The organism is Bacteroidota bacterium (genome assembly GCA_018266835.1).
Lineage (GTDB): Bacteria > Bacteroidota > Ignavibacteria > Tepidaquicellales > Tepidaquicellaceae > JAFDZO01.
In genome coordinates this window covers 25,755-45,270 of record JAFDZP010000006.1, presented here as the reverse complement: position 1 = coordinate 45,270, position 19,516 = coordinate 25,755, and the positions used below count along the sequence as shown (strand labels likewise).

The 19,516-nt window shown below is 34.9% G+C and carries 18 protein-coding genes and 2 tRNA genes; 10 read left to right on the top strand and 10 right to left on the bottom strand.

The features are described 5' to 3' along the window. The first annotated feature begins 111 nt into the window (after nucleotides 1-111). Together plsY and JST55_15780 are read left to right on the top strand one after the other, a co-directional pair. Nucleotides 112-810 carry a glycerol-3-phosphate 1-O-acyltransferase PlsY gene (gene plsY / locus JST55_15785; GenBank protein MBS1494972.1) on the top strand — a complete coding sequence of 233 codons (699 nt, stop codon included), beginning with the start codon at nucleotides 112-114 and terminating at the stop codon, nucleotides 808-810. Nucleotides 811-1,152: 342 nt separating this feature from the next. Continuing rightward, nucleotides 1,153-2,151, top strand: a complete 999-nt coding sequence (locus JST55_15780; protein ID MBS1494971.1) for an NAD(P)H-dependent glycerol-3-phosphate dehydrogenase — start codon at nucleotides 1,153-1,155, stop codon at nucleotides 2,149-2,151. A 75-nt stretch (nucleotides 2,152-2,226) separates the two neighbouring features. Here JST55_15780 and JST55_15775 read toward each other — a convergent pair whose 3' ends face one another. Continuing rightward, entirely contained in the window at nucleotides 2,227-2,664 is a 438-nt protein-coding gene (locus tag JST55_15775) for a hypothetical protein (protein MBS1494970.1), read from the bottom strand. Between the two features lie 280 nt (nucleotides 2,665-2,944). Here JST55_15775 and JST55_15770 point away from each other — a divergent pair, with 280 nt between their 5' ends. Next, nucleotides 2,945-4,006, top strand: coding sequence for a tyrosinase family protein (locus tag JST55_15770; protein ID MBS1494969.1), 1,062 nt, complete (start codon nucleotides 2,945-2,947; stop codon nucleotides 4,004-4,006). A 95-nt stretch (nucleotides 4,007-4,101) separates the two neighbouring features. Here JST55_15770 and JST55_15765 read toward each other — a convergent pair whose 3' ends face one another. Then, nucleotides 4,102-4,521 carry a hypothetical protein gene (locus tag JST55_15765; protein ID MBS1494968.1) on the bottom strand — a complete coding sequence of 140 codons (420 nt, stop codon included), beginning with the start codon at nucleotides 4,519-4,521 and terminating at the stop codon, nucleotides 4,102-4,104. Between the two features lie 185 nt (nucleotides 4,522-4,706). On the opposite strand from JST55_15765, the gene JST55_15760 reads away from it, so the two are divergent. Together JST55_15760 and JST55_15755 are read left to right on the top strand one after the other, a co-directional pair. Next, on the top strand, nucleotides 4,707-6,167 hold the full coding sequence (locus JST55_15760; protein MBS1494967.1) for a hypothetical protein: 1,461 nt from the start codon (nucleotides 4,707-4,709) through the stop codon (nucleotides 6,165-6,167). A 60-nt stretch (nucleotides 6,168-6,227) separates the two neighbouring features. Continuing rightward, entirely contained in the window at nucleotides 6,228-6,656 is a 429-nt protein-coding gene (locus JST55_15755) for a DUF1801 domain-containing protein (protein MBS1494966.1), read from the top strand. An 81-nt stretch (nucleotides 6,657-6,737) separates the two neighbouring features. Here JST55_15755 and JST55_15750 read toward each other — a convergent pair whose 3' ends face one another. From JST55_15750 to JST55_15740, 3 genes are all read right to left on the bottom strand, one after another. Beyond that, on the bottom strand, nucleotides 6,738-7,163 hold the full coding sequence (locus JST55_15750; protein ID MBS1494965.1) for a DUF2267 domain-containing protein: 426 nt from the start codon (nucleotides 7,161-7,163) through the stop codon (nucleotides 6,738-6,740). 339 nt (nucleotides 7,164-7,502) lie between these two features. After that, the gene (locus tag JST55_15745) at nucleotides 7,503-9,932 is read right to left on the bottom strand and encodes a transketolase (GenBank protein ID MBS1494964.1); all 2,430 of its coding nucleotides are present in this window, start codon (nucleotides 9,930-9,932) and stop codon (nucleotides 7,503-7,505) included. Between the two features lie 61 nt (nucleotides 9,933-9,993). Beyond that, a tRNA-Ser gene (locus JST55_15740) sits at nucleotides 9,994-10,082 on the bottom strand. A 188-nt stretch (nucleotides 10,083-10,270) separates the two neighbouring features. Here JST55_15740 and JST55_15735 point away from each other — a divergent pair. From JST55_15735 to JST55_15720, 4 genes are all read left to right on the top strand, one after another. After that, complete coding sequence (locus tag JST55_15735; GenBank protein ID MBS1494963.1) at nucleotides 10,271-11,569, top strand: DUF4377 domain-containing protein; 1,299 nt, start codon at nucleotides 10,271-10,273, stop codon at nucleotides 11,567-11,569. 26 nt (nucleotides 11,570-11,595) lie between these two features. Further along, a complete protein-coding gene (locus JST55_15730) occupies nucleotides 11,596-12,834 on the top strand; it encodes an aminopeptidase (GenBank protein MBS1494962.1) in 1,239 nt (412 codons plus the stop codon). 32 nt (nucleotides 12,835-12,866) lie between these two features. Further along, nucleotides 12,867-13,247, top strand: coding sequence for a hypothetical protein (locus JST55_15725; GenBank protein MBS1494961.1), 381 nt, complete (start codon nucleotides 12,867-12,869; stop codon nucleotides 13,245-13,247). A 174-nt stretch (nucleotides 13,248-13,421) separates the two neighbouring features. After that, nucleotides 13,422-13,820, top strand: a complete 399-nt coding sequence (locus JST55_15720) for a hypothetical protein (protein MBS1494960.1) — start codon at nucleotides 13,422-13,424, stop codon at nucleotides 13,818-13,820. A gap of 80 nt (nucleotides 13,821-13,900) precedes the next feature. On the opposite strand, the gene JST55_15715 is transcribed toward JST55_15720, so the two are convergent. The 3 genes from JST55_15715 to JST55_15705 form a co-directional block, all read right to left on the bottom strand. Further along, a complete protein-coding gene (locus JST55_15715) occupies nucleotides 13,901-14,290 on the bottom strand; it encodes a hypothetical protein (protein ID MBS1494959.1) in 390 nt (129 codons plus the stop codon). Nucleotides 14,291-14,401: 111 nt separating this feature from the next. Continuing rightward, a tRNA-Ser gene (locus JST55_15710) sits at nucleotides 14,402-14,488 on the bottom strand. A gap of 101 nt (nucleotides 14,489-14,589) precedes the next feature. Beyond that, on the bottom strand, nucleotides 14,590-15,798 hold the full coding sequence (locus JST55_15705) for a hypothetical protein (GenBank protein MBS1494958.1): 1,209 nt from the start codon (nucleotides 15,796-15,798) through the stop codon (nucleotides 14,590-14,592). 590 nt (nucleotides 15,799-16,388) lie between these two features. Here JST55_15705 and JST55_15700 point away from each other — a divergent pair. After that, nucleotides 16,389-17,129 carry a hypothetical protein gene (locus JST55_15700; GenBank protein MBS1494957.1) on the top strand — a complete coding sequence of 247 codons (741 nt, stop codon included), beginning with the start codon at nucleotides 16,389-16,391 and terminating at the stop codon, nucleotides 17,127-17,129. 105 nt (nucleotides 17,130-17,234) lie between these two features. Here JST55_15700 and JST55_15695 read toward each other — a convergent pair whose 3' ends face one another. Continuing rightward, a complete protein-coding gene (locus JST55_15695; protein ID MBS1494956.1) occupies nucleotides 17,235-17,996 on the bottom strand; it encodes a hypothetical protein in 762 nt (253 codons plus the stop codon). A 10-nt stretch (nucleotides 17,997-18,006) separates the two neighbouring features. Further along, a complete protein-coding gene (locus tag JST55_15690) occupies nucleotides 18,007-19,515 on the bottom strand; it encodes a glycosyltransferase family 2 protein (GenBank protein MBS1494955.1) in 1,509 nt (502 codons plus the stop codon). Between the last annotated feature and the right edge of the window lies 1 nt (nucleotide 19,516).

Here is a 19,516-nt window from a genome sequence, read left to right as displayed (position 1 = left end):
ATTTTATATTCAGAACTTTATAATTTGTTAATTGTTTTATAGAATAATTGCATTGAATACGCATTTTGCTTTGAATTGATTTTAAACTGAAGTAACGATAATTTTATTAATATGCTAAACTTAATCTCTCTAATACTTGTAAGTTATCTTGTAGGCTCTTTTCCCACTGCCCTTATTGTGGGAAAGCTTTTCAAAAAAATTGATATTAGAAAGTTCGGTTCAGGAAATCTGGGTTCGACAAATGCATTCAGAACATTAGGTGTTCCGCTTGGAATATTGGTTCAGCTTGTTGATATTGCTAAGGGTTTGATAGTTGTGCTGTTAGTATCAAAATTTTTCTACACTCAGCTTCCGTTTGAAAACTGGACTCCTTTTGAAGATATAACTGTTTTAAAAATTATAGCAGGTATTTCTGCCGTGTTAGGACATACTTTCTCTGTCTTCGTTAAATTTAAAGGCGGTAAAGGTATTAATACTGCATTAGGAATGCTTATATCTCTCGCTCCGATTGATGTATCTATCAGCGTAGGATTCTTTATCGTGATTTTACTTTCATCAGGTTACGTTTCGCTTGGTTCCGTGATTGCTTCTTTTGTATTGCCGACTTCCATGTTCATAAGACAGAATATCTTTGATGTAAATATTTACGGATATAAAACACTCATATTTTTCTGTATCGGTAACTCAATTCTTCTGATTTATAATCACAGAGAAAATATAAAGCGTCTGCTTTACGGAAACGAAAATAGGTTTGAAAAACTCTGGCTGATACGGATATTTAAAATAAAAGCGCCGCTCGGCAAAAACTGATATTTATTTTTATAAATGCCCTTCGATTTATTTCGGAGGGCATTTTTTTATATAACAAGTTTTCATACATCCACTTTTAAATTCTACATCCCCCTCCTTACAAGGAGGTTGGGGGAGTTTGATATAAGGGAAACAATACATCACAACTTTAAATTCTGCATCCCCCTCCTTTACAAGGAGGGGGACTGAGGGGGTGGTTTAAGTGCATTAATCTAATCGGGAAGTTATAAGCCATTACTTTGTTAAAATTACTTTCTCAATCCTACATTGTATTTATATTCTTTCACTCCCTTCTTCATTTATATTTATCTCAATTAATTTTATTTTCTTAAAAAATTTCCTTTGAAAAAAATTTCTGTACTCGGCGCAGGCGGATGGGGAACTACCCTTGCAATTCTGCTTAGCCATAATAAGTTTGATGTAACTCTATGGGAGTTCAACCCTGTTTACTATGATACATTGGTAAACTTACGAGAGAATTTCTATTATCTCCCGGGAGTTAAAATTCCGAAGGCAATACATATCACAAATAATTTAGAGGAGGCAGTAACAAAATCTGATTTACTTGTTGTTTCTACTCCTACTCAATTTATACGTCCTGTATTTGAACCGGTGAAAGACATTGATGTAAGGAAAAAAATTATTGTGAGTGTTTCCAAAGGAATCGAAAACGAATCGCTATTACTCGTCTCAGATATATTGCTTGATGTCTTTAAAACTTTGGATAGAAATAATCTTGTTGCTCTTTCAGGACCATCACACGCCGAAGAGGTCTCGAGAAAAATCCCGACTGCAGTTGTAGCTGCTTGTGAAAGCGATAAAATTGCAAAGGCAGTTCAGAAAATTTTTTCAAATGAGTATTTCAGATGCTATACCTCATCTGATTTAATCGGTACGGAAGTTGGCGGCGCATTAAAAAATGTAATTGCAATTGCAGCAGGTATATCTGACGGCGCAGGATTCGGCGATAATACTAAAGCAGCAATTATAACTCGCGGCTTAAATGAAATAATGAGAATTGGAACAAAGTTAGGGGCTAAGAGGGAAACATTCTACGGATTATCAGGCTTAGGTGATTTAGTGGTCACCTGTGGCTCTCTGCACTCAAGAAACAGGTCTGTAGGGTATCAGTTAGGACAAGGTAAGAAGCTGAAAACGATTTTACACGAAATGAAAATGGTTGCGGAAGGCGTTGCAACATCAAAGTCGTCTTATCAGCTTGCAAAGAAATTAGGAATCGATTCTCCCATCGTGGATGAAGTTCACGGTATACTCTTCAAAAACATCAACCCAAGCACTGCGACTAAAAAACTTATGCTTCGTAGTTTAAAACAGGAATAAAAATTTTTGATGTAAAACAAAAAAGCTCTGTTAATTTCTTAACAGAGCTTTTTGGATTAATATATTTGAAAGATATTATGACAAATGAGCGTTAACTAATTTTGTCATTTGGAACATATCTACTGCTTTCTTTCCGCCGAATACAGCCTTCAAATTTGCGTCAGCAACTATTTCAGTTCTCTTTGCAGGATTTTGAAGATTGTTCTTCTTTATGTAAGCCCAAAGTTTTTTTGTAACTTCAGTTCTTGGAAGTGGTTTTGCACCAACGATCGGTTGTAATGCTGCACCGATGTTCATTGGTTTCATGAACTGAGCATTAGGTTTTCTTTTTGTTTTTGCTTTTTTAGGAGCTGCTTTTTTTACAGCTTTTTTAGGAGCTGCTTTTTTTACAGCTTTTTTAGGAGCTGCTTTTTTTACAGCTTTTTTAGGAGCTGCTTTTTTTACAGCTTTTTTAGGAGCTGCTTTTTTTGCTGCAGGTTTCTTTGCAGATTTTTTAGCGGTAGCTTTTGCCATTGTTTACGTTTATTTAATAAAAGGTATATACAAAAATAACGATTGTTTACTACATAAACAAATTTTTCATAGGAGAAAATAGGATTTTTTTTATTTTCAACTCGGAAATTTTCTCTCTTTTGTTTTACGATTCATCTTTTTTCATAGGAGAAAATAATATTAAATTGATTTTTTCATAGGAGAAATCATCTGCCCGCCCAAAAATCTTTCCACTTTTTTATTTCATATATTAATTTTAATTTGCCTCAATCACATTATACAAAAATAAAATAAAAAAACTATGCGGGGGAAATTTCTACTGTTATTAGGTTCAATTTTCTTTTCTGTAATTCTAAGTTCCTGCAGTAATCACGATCCTGTTAGTCCCGCAGATAATTTAAGAGTAAGAAAAAATGTTAAGTTTCTTACTGCCGCTGAAAGAAGTGATTTTGTACAGGCAGTTCTTATGTTAAAAAATACTTCTTCGCCTTATCAGCCTGCTTTGAGTTATTACGATCAGTTCGTCAGCTGGCATACTAATGCTTTCTATTGCGATACTATGGCTGCGCATATGGGACCAGCGTTTTGCCCGTGGCACAGGCAGTTCCTTCTTATGTTTGAAAATGCATTGAGAAGTGTAAGCGGAAAGGATGTAACAATTCCGTATTGGGATTGGACAGATGTGGAATCCACTAACTCAGTTTTTATGGACGATTTCATGGGAGGAAACGGAGACCCTTCGCAAAATTATGCACTTATGTCAGGACCATTCAGAAAAGATAACTGGACACTGAGAATTTTTGACCAGCTTGCAGCTTATCCGTATCATATTCCGTATCTCATTCGTTCAATGGGTACATTTCCTAATCAACCTGTACTTCCTACTGCAGCGCATGTTACGGAAGCGCTTAGCATTAATGTGTATGATGCAGCTCCTTATAATTCTACAGTAAACCCGCTTGCAGGGTTCAGAAATTATCTTGAGGGCTGGAGGGGATGCACAAGTGAAGCATGTCAGGATACCCTTATGAATCCTATTTGTCCGGGGTTATCTCAATCTGATATGCACAACAGAGTACATCTCTGGGTTGGCGGTTCAGTCGGGTCAGGAGATACTGTCGGCACTATAGTATTAAATTCTTCTCCTAATGATCCCGTCTTCTGGCTCCATCATGCAAATGTTGACAGACTATGGGCTAAATGGATAAATGCACACGGTGAAGTATATGTACCTGTATCAGGCGGACCGATGGGACATAATCTTAATGATATGATGTGGCCTTATATGACATACGGTATGCATGTAACACCAAAAGATATGCTCAGCGACCAGAAACTGGGCTACAAATATCAGGAAGAGTGATGAAAAATTTCAAATTAAAAAAGGGTTAGTAATGAATACTAACCCTCCGGCTTTCCTGCTGTAAAGCGGTAACAGCAGGGTCCGCCTATGATTATTTATTTTGAAATTTCCCCTTCAAACAAATATGATATAGGAATTTTATTTCCGTTAATGAAAGTCATCGTGCCGTTGAGTTTATTCTTTTCAATTTGTCCTTCCCACATGATTCTTTGGTTATGTTCTGATTTAAATTCAAGTAAAAAATATTTTATACCTTTATCAGCAAAAATGTTTTTAAAAATTAAATTCATATCACCGTTTTTGCAAAGTTCGGAATTAAAATCATTTAAGGAGAAAGTCAGTACATCAGTTTTCTTTTCAGTGAACTTAATTTTGTTCACAATCTGAATTTTACATTTTTTCCCTTCAAGACCGGAAAAATTTTCAGTGTTTTGATTCTGAGCTACTGCAGGAGAGAACAAATTGCCTGTGAAGATTAAAAGTAAAACTGTTAAGTGCAGGATTGGAGATTTCATTGTTCGCTTTAATTTTCGCTTTAGTGTATTAAAAATTTCTTAAAGCAAAATTATTCTTAACCTGAATGAGAAACAAAGAAACTTTTTTTTTGTTTTCACATCCGGTTTTAATGCTAATATTAATAAATTGCTTGAATTTGGTGCAAAAATTAACTTTTTTGCCTTAGAACTTTCACCCCCTGATTATGCATAAAAGCTCACTTCTGGAGATGTTAAGAACTTTTTCAAAGAAAGAATTAATTTCCTTTGAAGAATTTCTACACTCACCGTTTCATAATAAAAATTCCAATGCAGTTAAACTTTTTTTAATTATAAAAAAATTTGCCCCTGAGTTTACCAACGAGATGCTGGGAAAAGAAAAGGTATGGAGTAAACTTTATCCCGGCAAATCATTCAATTACGGAGTGCTGAAAAATCTGATATTCGAACTCTCCAAACTTGCAGAAAATTTTATGGCAGTTACTTACCTGCAGTCAAATGACACTTATGACGAAACTCTCATTGCATCTATGAAGGAAAGAAAAATTTTCGGTCTGATGACGAAAAAAATTAACTCCTTTGAGAAAAAACTGGATGAAGAGACTAGTATTGATGAAAATTATTTAATAAAAAAATTCAGACTGAGCGAGTTTAAAATAGGGCTATTCTCCAATGAAAGATTATACGATGAGTTCCGTGAAGAAGCGCAAAAAAATCTGGTAAAATATTTCCTGATAAAATACTTCGCAGGTATATTTAATTTTTATGTGGACTATAATAACCGCGGCAGGGATTTCGATAAAGAATTATTGAATCTTCTTCTTATTTATTTCAGAGATAAGATGAAAATGTTCAGTGATACTCCATTACTCAAAATTTATTTTTCAGCGCTGGAAGCATTAGATGATAATTCAAACGGTAAATTATACCATAAAACATATAAGCTGTTCAGAGATAATCATTCAGTTATCAATAAAGCTGACAGGGAAAATATTTATACAATTTTGCAGCTGATTTGTCATTTATCCAGAAGTAATCACAATTTTAATTACAATCTTGAGAATTTTAATCTGTACAAAAATATGGTGCAGGATAATGTTCTGGTTGACGGTGTAACAGGTAAACTGGATTTGAATACATACAGGAACGTTATATTGATGTCTTCCGGACTTGAGAAGCCTGAATTTATGAAAAAATTCCGGGACGAATATTTTGACAAGGTTAAAACAGGGGATAAAGAACACATAAAGAAATATTCCGATGCCATGATATACTTTACTCAGAAGAATTATAAGAAATGTTTTGAAGTGACCAGTACAATTGAATTCAATAAATATTTTAACTCAGTCATAGACAGCTTTTTCTTTAAGATTGATGTGAAAGGTCTTGCCATAATATGCTGCTATGAACTGGAGTATTATGAATCATTTTTTAATGCATGCGAAACAACTAAGAAATTTTTAACCGGAGGGAAAAAAGATGATATGGCAAGGGCACAGCCGTTTCTGGATTACATAAAATACTTCACAAAGCTGGTAAAGTACAAACTGGATAACGATAAAGATAGTCTGAGTTTATTAAAAAAAGAAATTGAATCACAGCTGCCTTTCTTCGGTAAAAAATTCTTGGTGAAAAAAATTGACGAAATCCTTAAATTAAGGAATTAAGAGTATTAATATTAAATTCATAACTCAATAGAGCAATCATATCATTTAATTTCAAATAAAATGAAAGTAGAAGAGCAAATCAAAGCGTATATTGTAAGCCAGCCGGAACCAAAGCGCAGCGATATACAAAACCTGCACAAGCTCATCCTGCAAGCTTTACCGGGATGTAAACTGTGGTTCTCTGATGGTAAAAACGAGAAGAATGAAATTATAGCCAATCCCACTATAGGATACGGCTCTCATACAATGAAATATGCTGACGGAAAAACAAGAGAGGTTCTTCAGATTGGCATGGGAGGAAATACTTCAGGTGTTTTTGTACACATACTCGGCATAAAAGATAAAACATATCTGGCGCAAACGTATGGAAAAAAATTAGGCAAAGCAAGCCTTAGCGGTTATGCCATTAAATTTAAAAATCTTAGTGATATAAATACAGATGTTCTTATTGAGGCAATTCTTGATGGAGTAGCTGCTCAGAAAAATTAAATATAAAAATTTTATAAATTAAAATCCCCCTGTACCAATGGAGCAGGGGGATTTTATTGAAGGAATTTAGTTAAGAATATTTTACAACAATACAGGTTCACTATCGAAAAGCTGCTTTATTTCAGAGGGCAGAACCGATTTAAGATTGTTCATTTCACCTTCCGAAATAAAATCACCAATAGTAGAAAAAATAATTTTACAGATGCGCTCAACTTCACCGTCACTGAGGAAATCGTAATCAAATGCCTTACCGTCATTTCTTTTAACAAGTTTTACAAAATCCTCTGTGTGTTTTATTTTTATTCTTTTAACTTTATGCGACCAGTTATCAACATAGGTTGCTTTCAGAATAAACGGTAGCTGAGCTAAAAAATGCAATGAATTTTCCAGTGTAATACTATCTCTTAAAGTATGAAGAACGGATTTAAACATACGGTAAACTTTTTCCTTATCTTCAATCCCAAGATTTTCAGAGAGGGTATTTATGAATTCATTTGCTTTGTTCAAGTGCTTTTCAAAGTGATGCAGTGACATAACATTTTTATTAAAGTTATGGGTTAAAGAACTTAATGGTTCTGCGCTAACTCTTTGAAGGAGTTTTAATTTACTTACTATAATTTTGAATTCTATGAAGGGCAGGATATCTATATCGAGCTGCTGCCCTATGATAGATATTTCTTGAGAATTATTTCTGTGTTTATATAAATTTACAATGAGTGGTTTTGGTCTTCAAGACAATAAGAAATACCAATAGGAGCTAATGACCAATCCACAAAAGAAAAGCCCAGTCAAAATGTTGAATGGGCTCTTTATAATTACATTATACTTTCTACAAACTACTTTTTACTAATAAAATATCGGATATGCTTTCGGGTCTGCTTCGTTCATCATTTCATAAATACACCTGAATACATCTTCTGAGTTTGGCTTTGAGAAATAATCACCGTCAGTTCCGTATGCAGGTCTGTGCGGCTGTGAGCTTATGCACTTCGGCTGCGCATCAAGGAATCTGTATCCTTTATCTCTATCGATTACCTGCTGCATCATGTAAGCCGATGCTCCCCCGGGAACATCTTCATCCAAGAATACAATTCTGTTTGTCTTTTGTAATGACTCAACAATTTTTGCATTAATATCAAACGGTAAAAGTGTCTGCACATCAACTAACTCAACTGAAATACCAACGTCTTTCAGCTTAGCAATTGCATCTTTTGCAATATCGATGCATGAGCCGTATGTAACGAGCGTAACATCATCGCCTTCTATTAATGTTTCAGGAACACCCATAGGTACGCAGACGTCACCTATGTTATCCGGTAATTTTTCTTTTAATCTGTATGCGTTAAGTCTTTCAACAATAAGTCCCGGTTCATCTGATTTTAAAAGTGTATTATAAAATCCTGCTGCCTGCACCATACTTCTTGGTACGCAAACATAAAGTCCTCTGAATAAATGAATCACAGAACCCATCGGCGAGCCTGAGTGCCAGATGCCTTCAAGTCTGTGTCCGCGTGTTCTTATAATTACAGGAGCTTTCTGTCCGCCGGCTGAACGATATTGCAATGTAGCAAGGTCATCAGAAATAATTTGCATTGCATAGAGCAAGTAATCCAGATATTGAATTTCAACAATCGGTCTGAGTCCTCTCATAGCGCTGCCGATACCTTGCCCGATGATTGTAGCTTCTCGGATACCCGTATCAGTAACTCTTATCTCTCCGTGCTTGGTCTGCATTCCTGCCATTCCCTGGTTAACGTCTCCGATGAAACCTAAATCTTCACCGATTGCATATGTTCTTGGGTCACGTGATAACATTATATCAAAGAAGTGATTCAAAATCTGATGCCCGTCCATTGTTTTTGATTCCTCGGAAAATACAGGCTTCACTTCTTCTACGTTCATAGCGCTTTCTTTCGATTTGCTATAAAGCGTATCGTTATATCGTACACCGTTTTCTTCAACAAATTTATTTTTCAATGCAATGAGCTTGCCTTTGAAAGAGCTTCCTTCATCTTTAGTCATTCTCAGCACATCGTAAATCGCTTTGTAAATTTCTTTTCTGTTGTTATCAATCGAGCGGTCTAACGCAGATTCAATTTTTAATAATGCATCTTTGTATTGGCTGCCTTCTGCTATTCCTTTTATTGCTTCTCTTACATCATCTCTGTCTTTTTTTATAGGAGATAAATATTCTTTCCATGCTTCCTGCTGCATATCGCGTGCATAGTCTTTAGCGTTCTTTTCAATTTCAGAGCATTGTTCTTCTGTTGCAATTGCATTCTCAATCATCCATTCTTTCATTTTTAAAATACAATCGTAGTCAGCTTCCCATTGTAGTCTTTCTTTTGTTTTATATCTTTCATGCGAGCCCGAAGTTGAGTGTCCCTGCGGCTGAGTTACGTCTGTAATATGAAAAATTCCGGGTATATGATTTTTTCTTACGTTTGCAATTCCTTCAACGTACATCTTTACCAGCTCAGGATAATCATATCCTTTTGCAGTATGTAAATAATATCCCTTCTTCTCTTTTTCATTGTATTCATATCCTCTTAACATATCTGAAATATTTTCCTTCATTATCTGGTATCTTGCAGGAACAGAAATTCCGTAGCCGTCATCCCAGATTGAAACTGCCATTGGAATCATGAGCACACCTGCTGCATTCAATGCTTCAAAGAACATTCCTTCAGCGCAGCTTGCGTTACCGATTGTACCGAATGCAACTTCATTCCCTTTATCGGAAAAATTTGTCATGCTGTGTAAATCGGGATTCTCTCTGTATAACTTTGATGCATATGCTAATCCAACCAAACGCACCATCTGACTTGCAGTAGGGGAGATATCTGAAGATGTGTTTTTCATCTCCATTAAATTTTTCCATTCGCCGTTTTCATCGAGCAGCCTATTTGCAAAGTGACCGTTCATTGAGCGTCCGCCTGATGCAGGCTCGCGTTCGATGCTCGGGTCTGCATATAGCTGAGCAAAAAATTCTTTTACATTTGAAATACCCGTTGCAAAACAAAATGTCTGGTCGCGGTAATAACCTGAACGGAAGTCACCATTCTTAAATGCCTTAGCCATAGCAATCTGTGCGATTTCTTTTCCGTCGCCGAAAATTCCGAACTTTGCCTTACCTGTTAAAACTTCTTTTCGTCCGAGTAAACTTGCCTGCCTGCTTTCATTCGCTAACTTAAAATCTGCTATTACTTCTTTCTTGAAATCGTCAACCGATTTTCCGAGCAGCTTCGCTATCTTACTTAAATTATCTTTAGCCATTGTTGATTAAATATATATTGAGATGTTTGTAAATTGATTTGATAATAGGTGATTGTGATTGAGGAGAAGGAGGGATTCGAACCCTCGATTACGCTTACGCACAATACCGGTTTTCGAGACCAGCGCATTCAACCACTCTGCCACTTCTCCGGAAATTACAATCTTATAAAAATAGCCAATATGTCGTGTTTATACAATTCAAGAAAAATCCCTTTTGTTATATTTAATCATTAAATAATTAGGTTTATTCTTCGTGAATTTGGAAAGAAAAATGAATTAACTATAAAATTCAGCATTGGTATATTGTAAGGATGTTGAATTTATTTTACCGTAAATTTATGAGAAAAATAATTTTTGTTTTTTTATTATTGATAGGAAGTAATTTCCTTTGGGCTCAGGAAATGACGATTTATGTCGCGCCTGAAATGATTAGATGCAAAGGCATGCTGGAAGTACAGTGCTTTCAGATAAAGGATTCACCTAATAAAGATTACGATATCTTCGTTGCTTCTATTGACGGCTTTAACAGAGAAACAGGCTGGGAAGAAGGATATAATTATAAGCTGCTGGTAACAAAAGGTATTTATGAAAACTCACCCGCAAATAATCCATCCGTATATTTTAAACTAATAAAGATATTAAGTAAAACTTTACCAAATGATACTCTTGTTATTGCGAATAGAAAATCCACCTGTGAAGATACAAAGATTTTCGACTGCCTTTTATATAAACAGAAGAACGAAAAAGAGTGGCACAATTTATACGGCAAGATAAAAGGATTTAAATATAGAGAAGGATATGAATATGAGCTATTAGTTTCCAAAAAGCTCAACGACAATATGGGAGCAGGCAGAACTTATGAATACACTCTGATAAAAACTCTGAGCAAAAAGCCAACAATGGTTATCTCAGATAAAAACTACGCTGCGCTTAACGGACAAAATTATGTTCTGACAGGGTTGGATATGGATGGTTCGTTCAATAATGATATAGGAAAGACGAAAGCATTTATTACTTTCAATCTTGATGAGAACAGAGTTAACGGAAACGACGGCTGCAATACTTTTTTCGGACGAGTTGAATTCAATAATTCAAAAGTAAGTTTTGGTAATCTCGGCTCGACACAGATGGCATGTCCAGATAATAAAATCTGGAATTACATTCCGTCTAATTTAAATAAAGCAGACAGATATAAAGTAAGCGGCACTACACTTAAGTTTTACAAAGGAAAAAAACTTCTGCTTGAGTATGAACTGAAAATTGAAAGTGAAGAAATAGATAAAAGAAAATTTGCGCTTACTTCATTAATTCAAAACGGTACAACAAAAACTGTCGGTGATACAAAAGCATATATAACCTTCAATATCTCTGAAGGAAAAGTTTACGGTAATGACGGATGCAATACATTCTCGGGAAAAATGAATCTGAATGGTAATGATATTTCGTTCAGTGATTTTGTTTCAACTAAAATTGCCTGTGATAATGATATGCTTGATATAGCAATTTATAACGATCTGAAAATGACTAATAAGTATAAAATATCCAATGGAGTTCTAAAATTTTATAAGGATAACGCTCCCATGATGGAGTACAGACTTATAATGGAAGATGTAATGCCTGAAAAAAATAACAAATAAATTATTTAATAACTTTAACTACTATAATGAATAAAGAATATCTTAAAAAATACTGCGATATTATTATCAAGGCAGGAGTGAACTTGTATGAGGGACAATCGCTTGTAATAAACTGCGGTGTAAGAAATTTTGATTTTGGTTTGCTTCTCGGTAAAACTGCCTATGAAAACGGAGCAAAGTTCGTTGATTTAAATCTAGGCTCAGACTATATGCGAAAGTTCAGAATTGATAACAACAAGCACGAAGCTGACCTTCAGTTCATCCCTAACTTTGCTTTAACAAAAGCAAACGAACTGCTTGCAAATGACTGGGCAACAATTAAAATTGATAACACTGAAGAAATTGATGTCCTGAAAGATTCTGATTCTACAAAATTTCAAATGATGGCAAAGGCAGAGCATCAGGCTTATGCGCATTTATCAAAGAGCTTAACAAGCTTTAAAAATGTCTGGACTATTGCTGCTGTTCCGGGAGTAAACTGGGCAGGCAGAATTTTAAATACAGATGCTAATGCAGAAGCAGAACAAAAATTATGGGAAAAAATTATTCCGATTATGAGATTGGATGCAAAAGACCCTGTTGAAGCTTGGAAGACTCACGCTGATACTCTGGTAAGAAGAAGCAAACATCTTACGGATTTAAAATTAGATAAACTTGTATTTACTGCTCCGGGAACTGAGCTTGAAGTCGGTATAAATACAACTTCAGTATGGAAAGGCGGATTTACCACATCTGCAAACGGAAGAAAATTTATTCCTAACTTACCGACTGAAGAAGTGTTTACTACACCTGATTTCAGAAGAGTGAACGGTAAGGCAAGAGTTACAAAGCCGGTGAAAGTTCTTGAAACTCAGTTATACGGTATCTGGTTTGAATTCAAAGATGGTAAGGTTGTAAATTTCGGCGCGGATAACAATGTTGAGATTCTTGAAAAATATTTCAAGATAGATGAAGGCGCTTCATATTTAGGTGAAGTTGCATTAGTTGACGGATACTCAAAAGTTTATGAGAGCGGTCTTATCTTTAATAGTATTCTTTACGATGAAAACGCTGCATGTCACATTGCGCTAGGAAGGGGATTTGCATCATGCCTTTCAAACGGACAGGAGCTAACAAGCAACGAAGAGCTTAAAAAAGGCGGATGCAATTATTCGTTAGTGCATACTGATTTTATGATTGGCTCGCCTGAAATTAATGTAAAAGGATTTACACAGTCAGGTGAAGAAGTTGCAATAATTACCAATGGAAAATTTAATATTGATTAATTAAATTAAATAAAAAAATAAATCCACCCCATATGAAAAAATTAATATTGTTCTTTGTACTTTTCTTTGCAGTATCTACACTTGTAAATGCAGATGGCATAACAAGGAGAATTAAATTCCAGAAAGGCCAGTCAGCTGCAACGTATGAAGGCGGAGTTGTGAGAGGCGACAGAGACACATATTTAATCAAGGCAAGTAAAAATCAGACGATGACGATAACAATCACATCTGCTGAAGATAATGCAGTGTTCCAGGTAAAAGATACTAAGACAGGAAAATATCTAAAAGGCGCAGCTGACGGTGACGATGCAACAAGCTTTATGGGAACTCTTCCTTCAAGCGGCGATTATAAAATAATCGTAGGCGGTACCAGAGGAAATTGTTCTTACACACTTAATGTTGGTGTAGATTAATCAGTAATATTTATATTAAAAGTTAAACATATAAAATCCGTTCAGATAATTTTCTGAACGGATTTTTTATTGCACTATTCATTTTAATATTTTAAAACTTTTATTACAAATCAATCGTTAATTATTTCAAGCTTGCTAATGAGCTGATTGAATTTATAAAGTTAATTAATAGAAATGAAAAAAATATTTTTGGCAGTTATTATTTTCTTTACGGCAGTTACCTTGCTGAATGCAGATGGCATTTACAAAAGAATTAAATTTGAAAAAGGAAAATCATCTTTTATTTTTAACGGAGCAGTTGTAGGGGGAGATACAGATACTTATATTTTCAGAGCCAAAAAAAATCAGGATTTGAAGGTATCAATAACTTCAGTTAAGGATAATGCTGAAATAAGTGTTATAAAAGATAAGACTGAAAAATCTCTGGAGAACATGGCTGACAGCAATAAAACAAAAGAGTTTACCGGTGAAATTACAGAAAGCGGAGAATATAAAATATTGGTAAAGCCTTCCGAAGGTAATGCAAGCTACAAGTTGTATGTAGAGTTAGAGAACAGATATTTTGAGTTTTAAAATTTCACTAAATTTTTAGAATATAAAAAATCCGTCCGGATAGTTATCTGAACGGATTTTTTTATGAACGCAAAATTAACTCATACATGTAAATGTCTTGTTATATTACCATGCTTCTTTATTTTTTGTGTGCTTACTATTAAGGGGAGGAAAAACATAAGAAGATAGTAGATGTAAACATCTGTTTTGTAATAACCGTCGGGAGGGTTAAGAGCTTTAACTATAAATAAAAAGTCCAGGACAATTGCCATGAATGCCCAGACAAAAGCAATAATTATATAATGGTGAATTGTATCAGCTTTTACTCTTTTAAATAAAACCCACAGAGTAATAGCAAGCGCAACAGGCATTATGACCCATCCTATTGCATAAGTTGGTACAACAAAAAATAATGTCATGCCTAACACATAACCAATCAGCCAAAGAATAAAGCCCCAGCCCAGGGAGTCTTGTAATAATTCTTTATCCATAATTATTAGTTTAATTGTTAACAGGATATATTATTTCTTTGAAGCGGAGCGGGCAGAGAGAAAAGGAAAGGAATTTGTCCGCTATCCGCGAACAAAACTCTTAGGATTTTGAGGAGAGTGAGGGATTCGAACCCTCGATAAGTTTGACCCTATACACGCTTTCCAAGCGTGCCTCTTCAGCCACTCGAGCAACTCTCCTTATGTGTTACAGAAAAAATTAAAGAACTTTTGCACAACAAATATGAAAATACCCAATATAAAAACGCTTATCAATCACTTAAATAATGCATTTTACTGCTTTAATATGTCTCAGAAATCAATTTAGAATTAGAATAATAGTGTAATTCTTTTTTATTCTTGCCTTTTGTAAACTTTACTCTTGCCGAAAAGGAATCGGGCATTTGGTCCTGATTTTTATTCAGTGGAATATCTTTCCCACCTAACTCTGATGCTTCAGCTCTGTTAGATAAAAAATAAATAGTAATCGTAAGCGCCTGCGATTCATCTTTTTTTATAATTGCGTCTGCATAATCTTTTACATTATCTAATGATTCAGTTTCAGTAAGAATAGTATAAATAATTTTTTTATTCTTAGCTGATTTGCTTATAATTTCATAGTCTTTAGCCGGAAGTTTATTAGATGAAGTAGTTCGTTCTTCAGTAACTTTAGCTTTATTTTCATCAGATATTTTTTGGAAATATTTGAATCCGAAGACAGCAATTAATACGATTAAAATAAGTGCTGAACCGGTAACGATAAGCTTTACGGTTTTATTTTTCCTTTCAGAATCATCAAAACTGATATAAGTTGAGTCCATCATTTTCAGCCAGTTTTCCAGAGTCCTAAGCTTATTCAGGTATTCAGTTTTTTGCGGTTCTTTTAGCTGTATCAGCGTTCTGGACTCTCCGTCAGATTCATAATTCTTCTGAAGAAAATTTCTTAATACCTCACAATAAAACTTTGTGAAAGTCATATCATTTGTAAAAAAATCCTTATAAGCTTTTTCACATCCCTTAACAAAAGGAGAGTTATCTTTTGCATAGTCATCGAAGTCCGATTTATCATCAAATTTATCTTTTCTTACTCGAGAGAAATAATCCTGAAGAATTGAAAGCATTTCTTTTTTTGCTGCAACTCTTTCAGCCTCTTTATTTTTTTCTTCAGTGATTCCGAGACCATAGTTTACAAGCTGAATCATTTCATCAAATCTTAATTCACTTTCTTCTGATAACCGCCCCGCTGAAAGCCCCTTGCCAATCCACGCGTTACATCGGAAAGATTCTTTTTCAAGCACCATGTTATAGTACTCGTAGGCTTCCTCGTAGTTTTCACCTTTGTAGGCGTTGTCGGCAATTTTAAGCCATTCGGGAACGTCGTAATCTGTTTCGATTCTGATAACGTCTCTTACCTTTATTGTAGTTCCGCAGAATTCGCAGTTTACAAATTCTACGTCATCCGGTATCCTGAGATTTGCGTAACAGGAAGGACACTTTACAGCAATTATCATGGGGTAAAATTTTTTTCATAATAATAATTTGTCAGAGGTTTTTCAATTCTGTAATAAGTAAAAAAAAGTTACCTATTAGCAGGAATAGGGAAGAACAACTTTGATTTCTGGGAGTGATTTCTTAATTTATTATAGTAGTTTGTTTCAATAAAAATGTGACAAAAATGTTACACAGCGAATATTGATGTAAAATTGTTCGGGAAAAACCCGACTATTTCCCGACTTTTTTGAAAAAATTTTACACAAATTTTAATAACCAAAATGTGACAATAATGTAACTTTTCAAATGGCGAAATAGTGAGCAGTGAAGCGGCGAAAAGAAAATGTGACATTAATGCGACTATTCAAGATCTGAAATCTGAAATCTGAAATCTGAAATTATAAGAATGTGACAATAATGTGACTTTCACAAGAAAAATTTGAAACTTGAAACTTGAAATTTGGCACTGAAATGAAGAATCCGTCAAAAACCCGTCAGTTCAATTTTTTTTTTCAAAAGGTATTGACATTTAATTTTAGTTTATACATTTTTGTTGTAGTTCAAGCTACGACATAAATTTTAATTAAAAACTAAACTAAACTAAACCAACATGAAAGCAATCAATCAAGGACTCTCCCAGGGATTCACCACCCAGATGGCAAAGTTAACATTGGTAATGGCATTATTAGCCGGTGCGCTGTTTTTCCTTTCAGGCTGCAATAACAATCCCGTCACAACATCTACAACCGGCACGGGCACCGGAACAGATGGCGACAACATTTCTTTAAGTGTTCAATCTTCAGATAACCTTGGCGATAACTCGGGTATAGTAATAACAGAAGCCAAAGGTTTGTTGACTGAGATTGAAGTCGAAACTGACAGCGCATCAAGGCAGGTAAAAGCAGGACCGATTGTAGTCCAGCTTGATGTTGCCGGAATAAACAAAGTAATGACATCGGGTGTAATTCCGACAGGAACATACAAAAAAATAAAGTTTCAACTGCATAAACCTGAGGACAGCGAAACAATTCCTGACCCTGATTTCAGAGAAGGCTCAAGCGGTAACAAGAGGTATTCATTTATTGTGAAGGGTACATATAACGGGACATCGTTTGTTTACAAATCTAAAAAGACGATTAACATAGTAATGAATTTGACTACACCATTAGTTCTTCAGTCAAAATCTAATCTGACAATTTTATTTGATAAGCTAAAATGGTTTACTAATGGAAGCGGTGATTTGAATCCGAATGACTCCGGAAATGAAAATGAAATTGATGATAACCTGAAAAATTCATTCAGAAAAGCTTTCAAAGATGACGATAAAAACGGTGTTCCTGATGATCATTAATTAATTCATGGTTTAAGATTTGGTTGTATTGGTTAATTGCATAAAAAAGCCCGGTTTATTTTCCTTCCCGGGCTTTTGCTATTAGAAAAATATATCTGTAAACTATTAGTTAATCTTATTAGCCATTATTCTTTCAAGCTCAAAAATTTTCTGGCTGATTCTGTCCTGATTGGTAGGTGTTAATTTTAATAAAATATTATATGCTTCAAATGCTTCTCTGAAGTTACCTTGCTTCGCATATAAGTCGGCAATTGTTTCAGTAATGATTTTAAGCTTGTAATACTTCAGCTGATTTTGATTTATAACTTTTAAGTCTTCGTTCTTTTCATTCAGCTTAGCTGTGATTTCAAGTGAGTCATACTCATTTAAAAATCTTCCGAAGCTTTCTTTATCAATGAAGTCGTCTGACTTTACTATTTCAGGTTCGTTAATAATTTCTTCCAGCGATAAATTTTCATTGGTAAATTTGCTGATATCAAAAGAGCTTTCAAATAGTTTGAAATCAATCTTGTTCTTTACTTCCAGCGGGTAATAAATTTTTTCCTGCCCGGATAATTTCCTGAGCTCAGTGAAAATTCTTTCATAGGTAGAATGAATTTCCATCCCTTTTATCTTTGGAGTAATTTCATCAAAAAGATATTCCGCTTCTGTAAGGTATTCCATCTTAAGCAATGCTTTCAGAAGAACAAGCTTGGCTGTAAGATAATCGGGATAAATTTTTAATCCGGTTTTACACAGTTCAATGCATTCTTCATATTCCTCATTGAGATAAAAAAGATTTGCAAGACGGACAAATAACGGAGATAAGAAATTCCCGTCGAGCTTTTTCTTTAGTTCATAAACATATTTATTTATTCCTGTATCCAAGTTAAATCAGTTATGCAGTTTGTAGTTTTAATCTTTTTTTAGCGAGTCTGTTTGCTTTTTTTACCTGTTGAATTGTGAGTACCGATGTAAATGCAAACCCCATGAAAAACATCATCTGGAACGGTATAGCTGCAATCTGCGCAGTGGCTATTGCTGCTACTACTCCGCAGAAACAATATACAGTCATGAATGCTTCAACGTAAACTGTCCATGGTAATTTTTTGGCAATGTATTGTTTATCTTCCCAGGTATCTTCTTTGGAAACAATTTTATATTTGGGCGTTCTTACAAATTCGCTTTTCATATTGAATAACCCTTCGAATACTGCCTTAGTGTTATTCACGGAGAGTCCCATGCTTCCTGCCATAAATACGGGGAAGAAAATTATGCGCTCCTGCCAGTCACTGTAAACATCTTTTTGCGAGTACATGTAGAATAAGAACGAACTTACGAATGCAAAAATAAATATGGACATAAACTTGAACGTAGTTTCATATTCACCGGTAAGCTTTATTAAAAGAATAGGGAAGTTTAATAAGGCTGCTATAAGAATAAACGGGTAAGCAAGGTTGCTGCAAAGATGAATGAACGATTGTATCTTTATTCTCATAGGTAAATCTGACTTCAATACTCTCGGATAAATTTTCTTCGCTGTTTCAATAGCGCCTTTAGTCCATCTGAATTGCTGTGACTTCAAAGCTGAAATATCAGCCGGTAACTCAGCAGGTGAAGTGAAGTTCACAAGGTACTTGAACTTCCATCCGCGCATTTGTGCCCTGTATGATAAATCTAAATCTTCAGTGAGAGTATCTGCATCCCAGTTGCCTGCATCAAGTATACATTCTTTTTTCCAGATGCCGCCTGTGCCGTTGAAGTTTATAAAAAATCCTGCTCTGTTTCTTACAGCCTGCTCAATAACAAAGTGACCGTCAAGAGCAATTGCCTGAGTTTTTGTGATGAGTGAGTAATCTCTGTTAAGATGCTCCCATCTTGTTTGTACAAGCCCGAGTTTCTCTTCTTTATAAAAGTAGGGAATAGTTCTTTTTAAAAATTTTCTTCGGGGAATAAAATCAGCATCAAAGATAGCAACGTACTCTCCGCTGCAAATTGCAAGACCTTCTTTTAATGCTCCTGCTTTATAACCCTGTCGGTTAGTTCTGTGGATATGTTTTATATCGTAGCCTTCAGCTTTTTTATCTGCAACAATTTGAGCTGTTAATTCGACGCTGTCGTCGGTGGAGTCATCAAGCACCTGTATCTCAAGCTTATCTTTATCGTATTCCATTCTGCAGACTGCATCGATAAGTCTTTTCGTTACATATTTTTCATTGTATAGCGGGATTTGTATTGTTACAAGAGGAAATTCTTTTAAGTCAAAATCTTCTTCGTTTAAATCTTCAGTTCTTTTGTGGTAGGTTTTGAAGTAATGGTAAATCATGATAAACCCGTGCGAGCCGAATATAAATAATACCGAAAGCGAAACTATGTAGATTGTAAGAATAGTAGATTCTAAACTCATG

Excerpts from the sequence above, each read along its gene's own strand:
- JST55_15755 (MBS1494966.1), top strand. The coding sequence starts at position 6,228 with ATGAAAGTAGAAGAGCAAATCAAAGCGTATATTGTAAGCCAGCCGGAA.
- JST55_15720 (MBS1494960.1), top strand. The coding sequence starts at position 13,422 with ATGAAAAAAATATTTTTGGCAGTTATTATTTTCTTTACGGCAGTTACC.
- plsY (MBS1494972.1), top strand. The coding sequence starts at position 112 with ATGCTAAACTTAATCTCTCTAATACTTGTAAGTTATCTTGTAGGCTCT.
- JST55_15735 (MBS1494963.1), top strand. The coding sequence starts at position 10,271 with ATGAGAAAAATAATTTTTGTTTTTTTATTATTGATAGGAAGTAATTTC.
- JST55_15770 (MBS1494969.1), top strand. The coding sequence starts at position 2,945 with ATGCGGGGGAAATTTCTACTGTTATTAGGTTCAATTTTCTTTTCTGTA.
- JST55_15730 (MBS1494962.1), top strand. The coding sequence starts at position 11,596 with ATGAATAAAGAATATCTTAAAAAATACTGCGATATTATTATCAAGGCA.
- JST55_15725 (MBS1494961.1), top strand. The coding sequence starts at position 12,867 with ATGAAAAAATTAATATTGTTCTTTGTACTTTTCTTTGCAGTATCTACA.
- JST55_15760 (MBS1494967.1), top strand. The coding sequence starts at position 4,707 with ATGCATAAAAGCTCACTTCTGGAGATGTTAAGAACTTTTTCAAAGAAA.
- JST55_15705 (MBS1494958.1), bottom strand. The coding sequence starts at position 15,798 with ATGATAATTGCTGTAAAGTGTCCTTCCTGTTACGCAAATCTCAGGATA.
- JST55_15690 (MBS1494955.1), bottom strand. The coding sequence starts at position 19,515 with ATGAGTTTAGAATCTACTATTCTTACAATCTACATAGTTTCGCTTTCG.
- JST55_15715 (MBS1494959.1), bottom strand. The coding sequence starts at position 14,290 with ATGGATAAAGAATTATTACAAGACTCCCTGGGCTGGGGCTTTATTCTT.
- JST55_15775 (MBS1494970.1), bottom strand. The coding sequence starts at position 2,664 with ATGGCAAAAGCTACCGCTAAAAAATCTGCAAAGAAACCTGCAGCAAAA.
- JST55_15745 (MBS1494964.1), bottom strand. The coding sequence starts at position 9,932 with ATGGCTAAAGATAATTTAAGTAAGATAGCGAAGCTGCTCGGAAAATCG.
- JST55_15700 (MBS1494957.1), top strand. The coding sequence starts at position 16,389 with ATGAAAGCAATCAATCAAGGACTCTCCCAGGGATTCACCACCCAGATG.
- JST55_15765 (MBS1494968.1), bottom strand. The coding sequence starts at position 4,521 with ATGAAATCTCCAATCCTGCACTTAACAGTTTTACTTTTAATCTTCACA.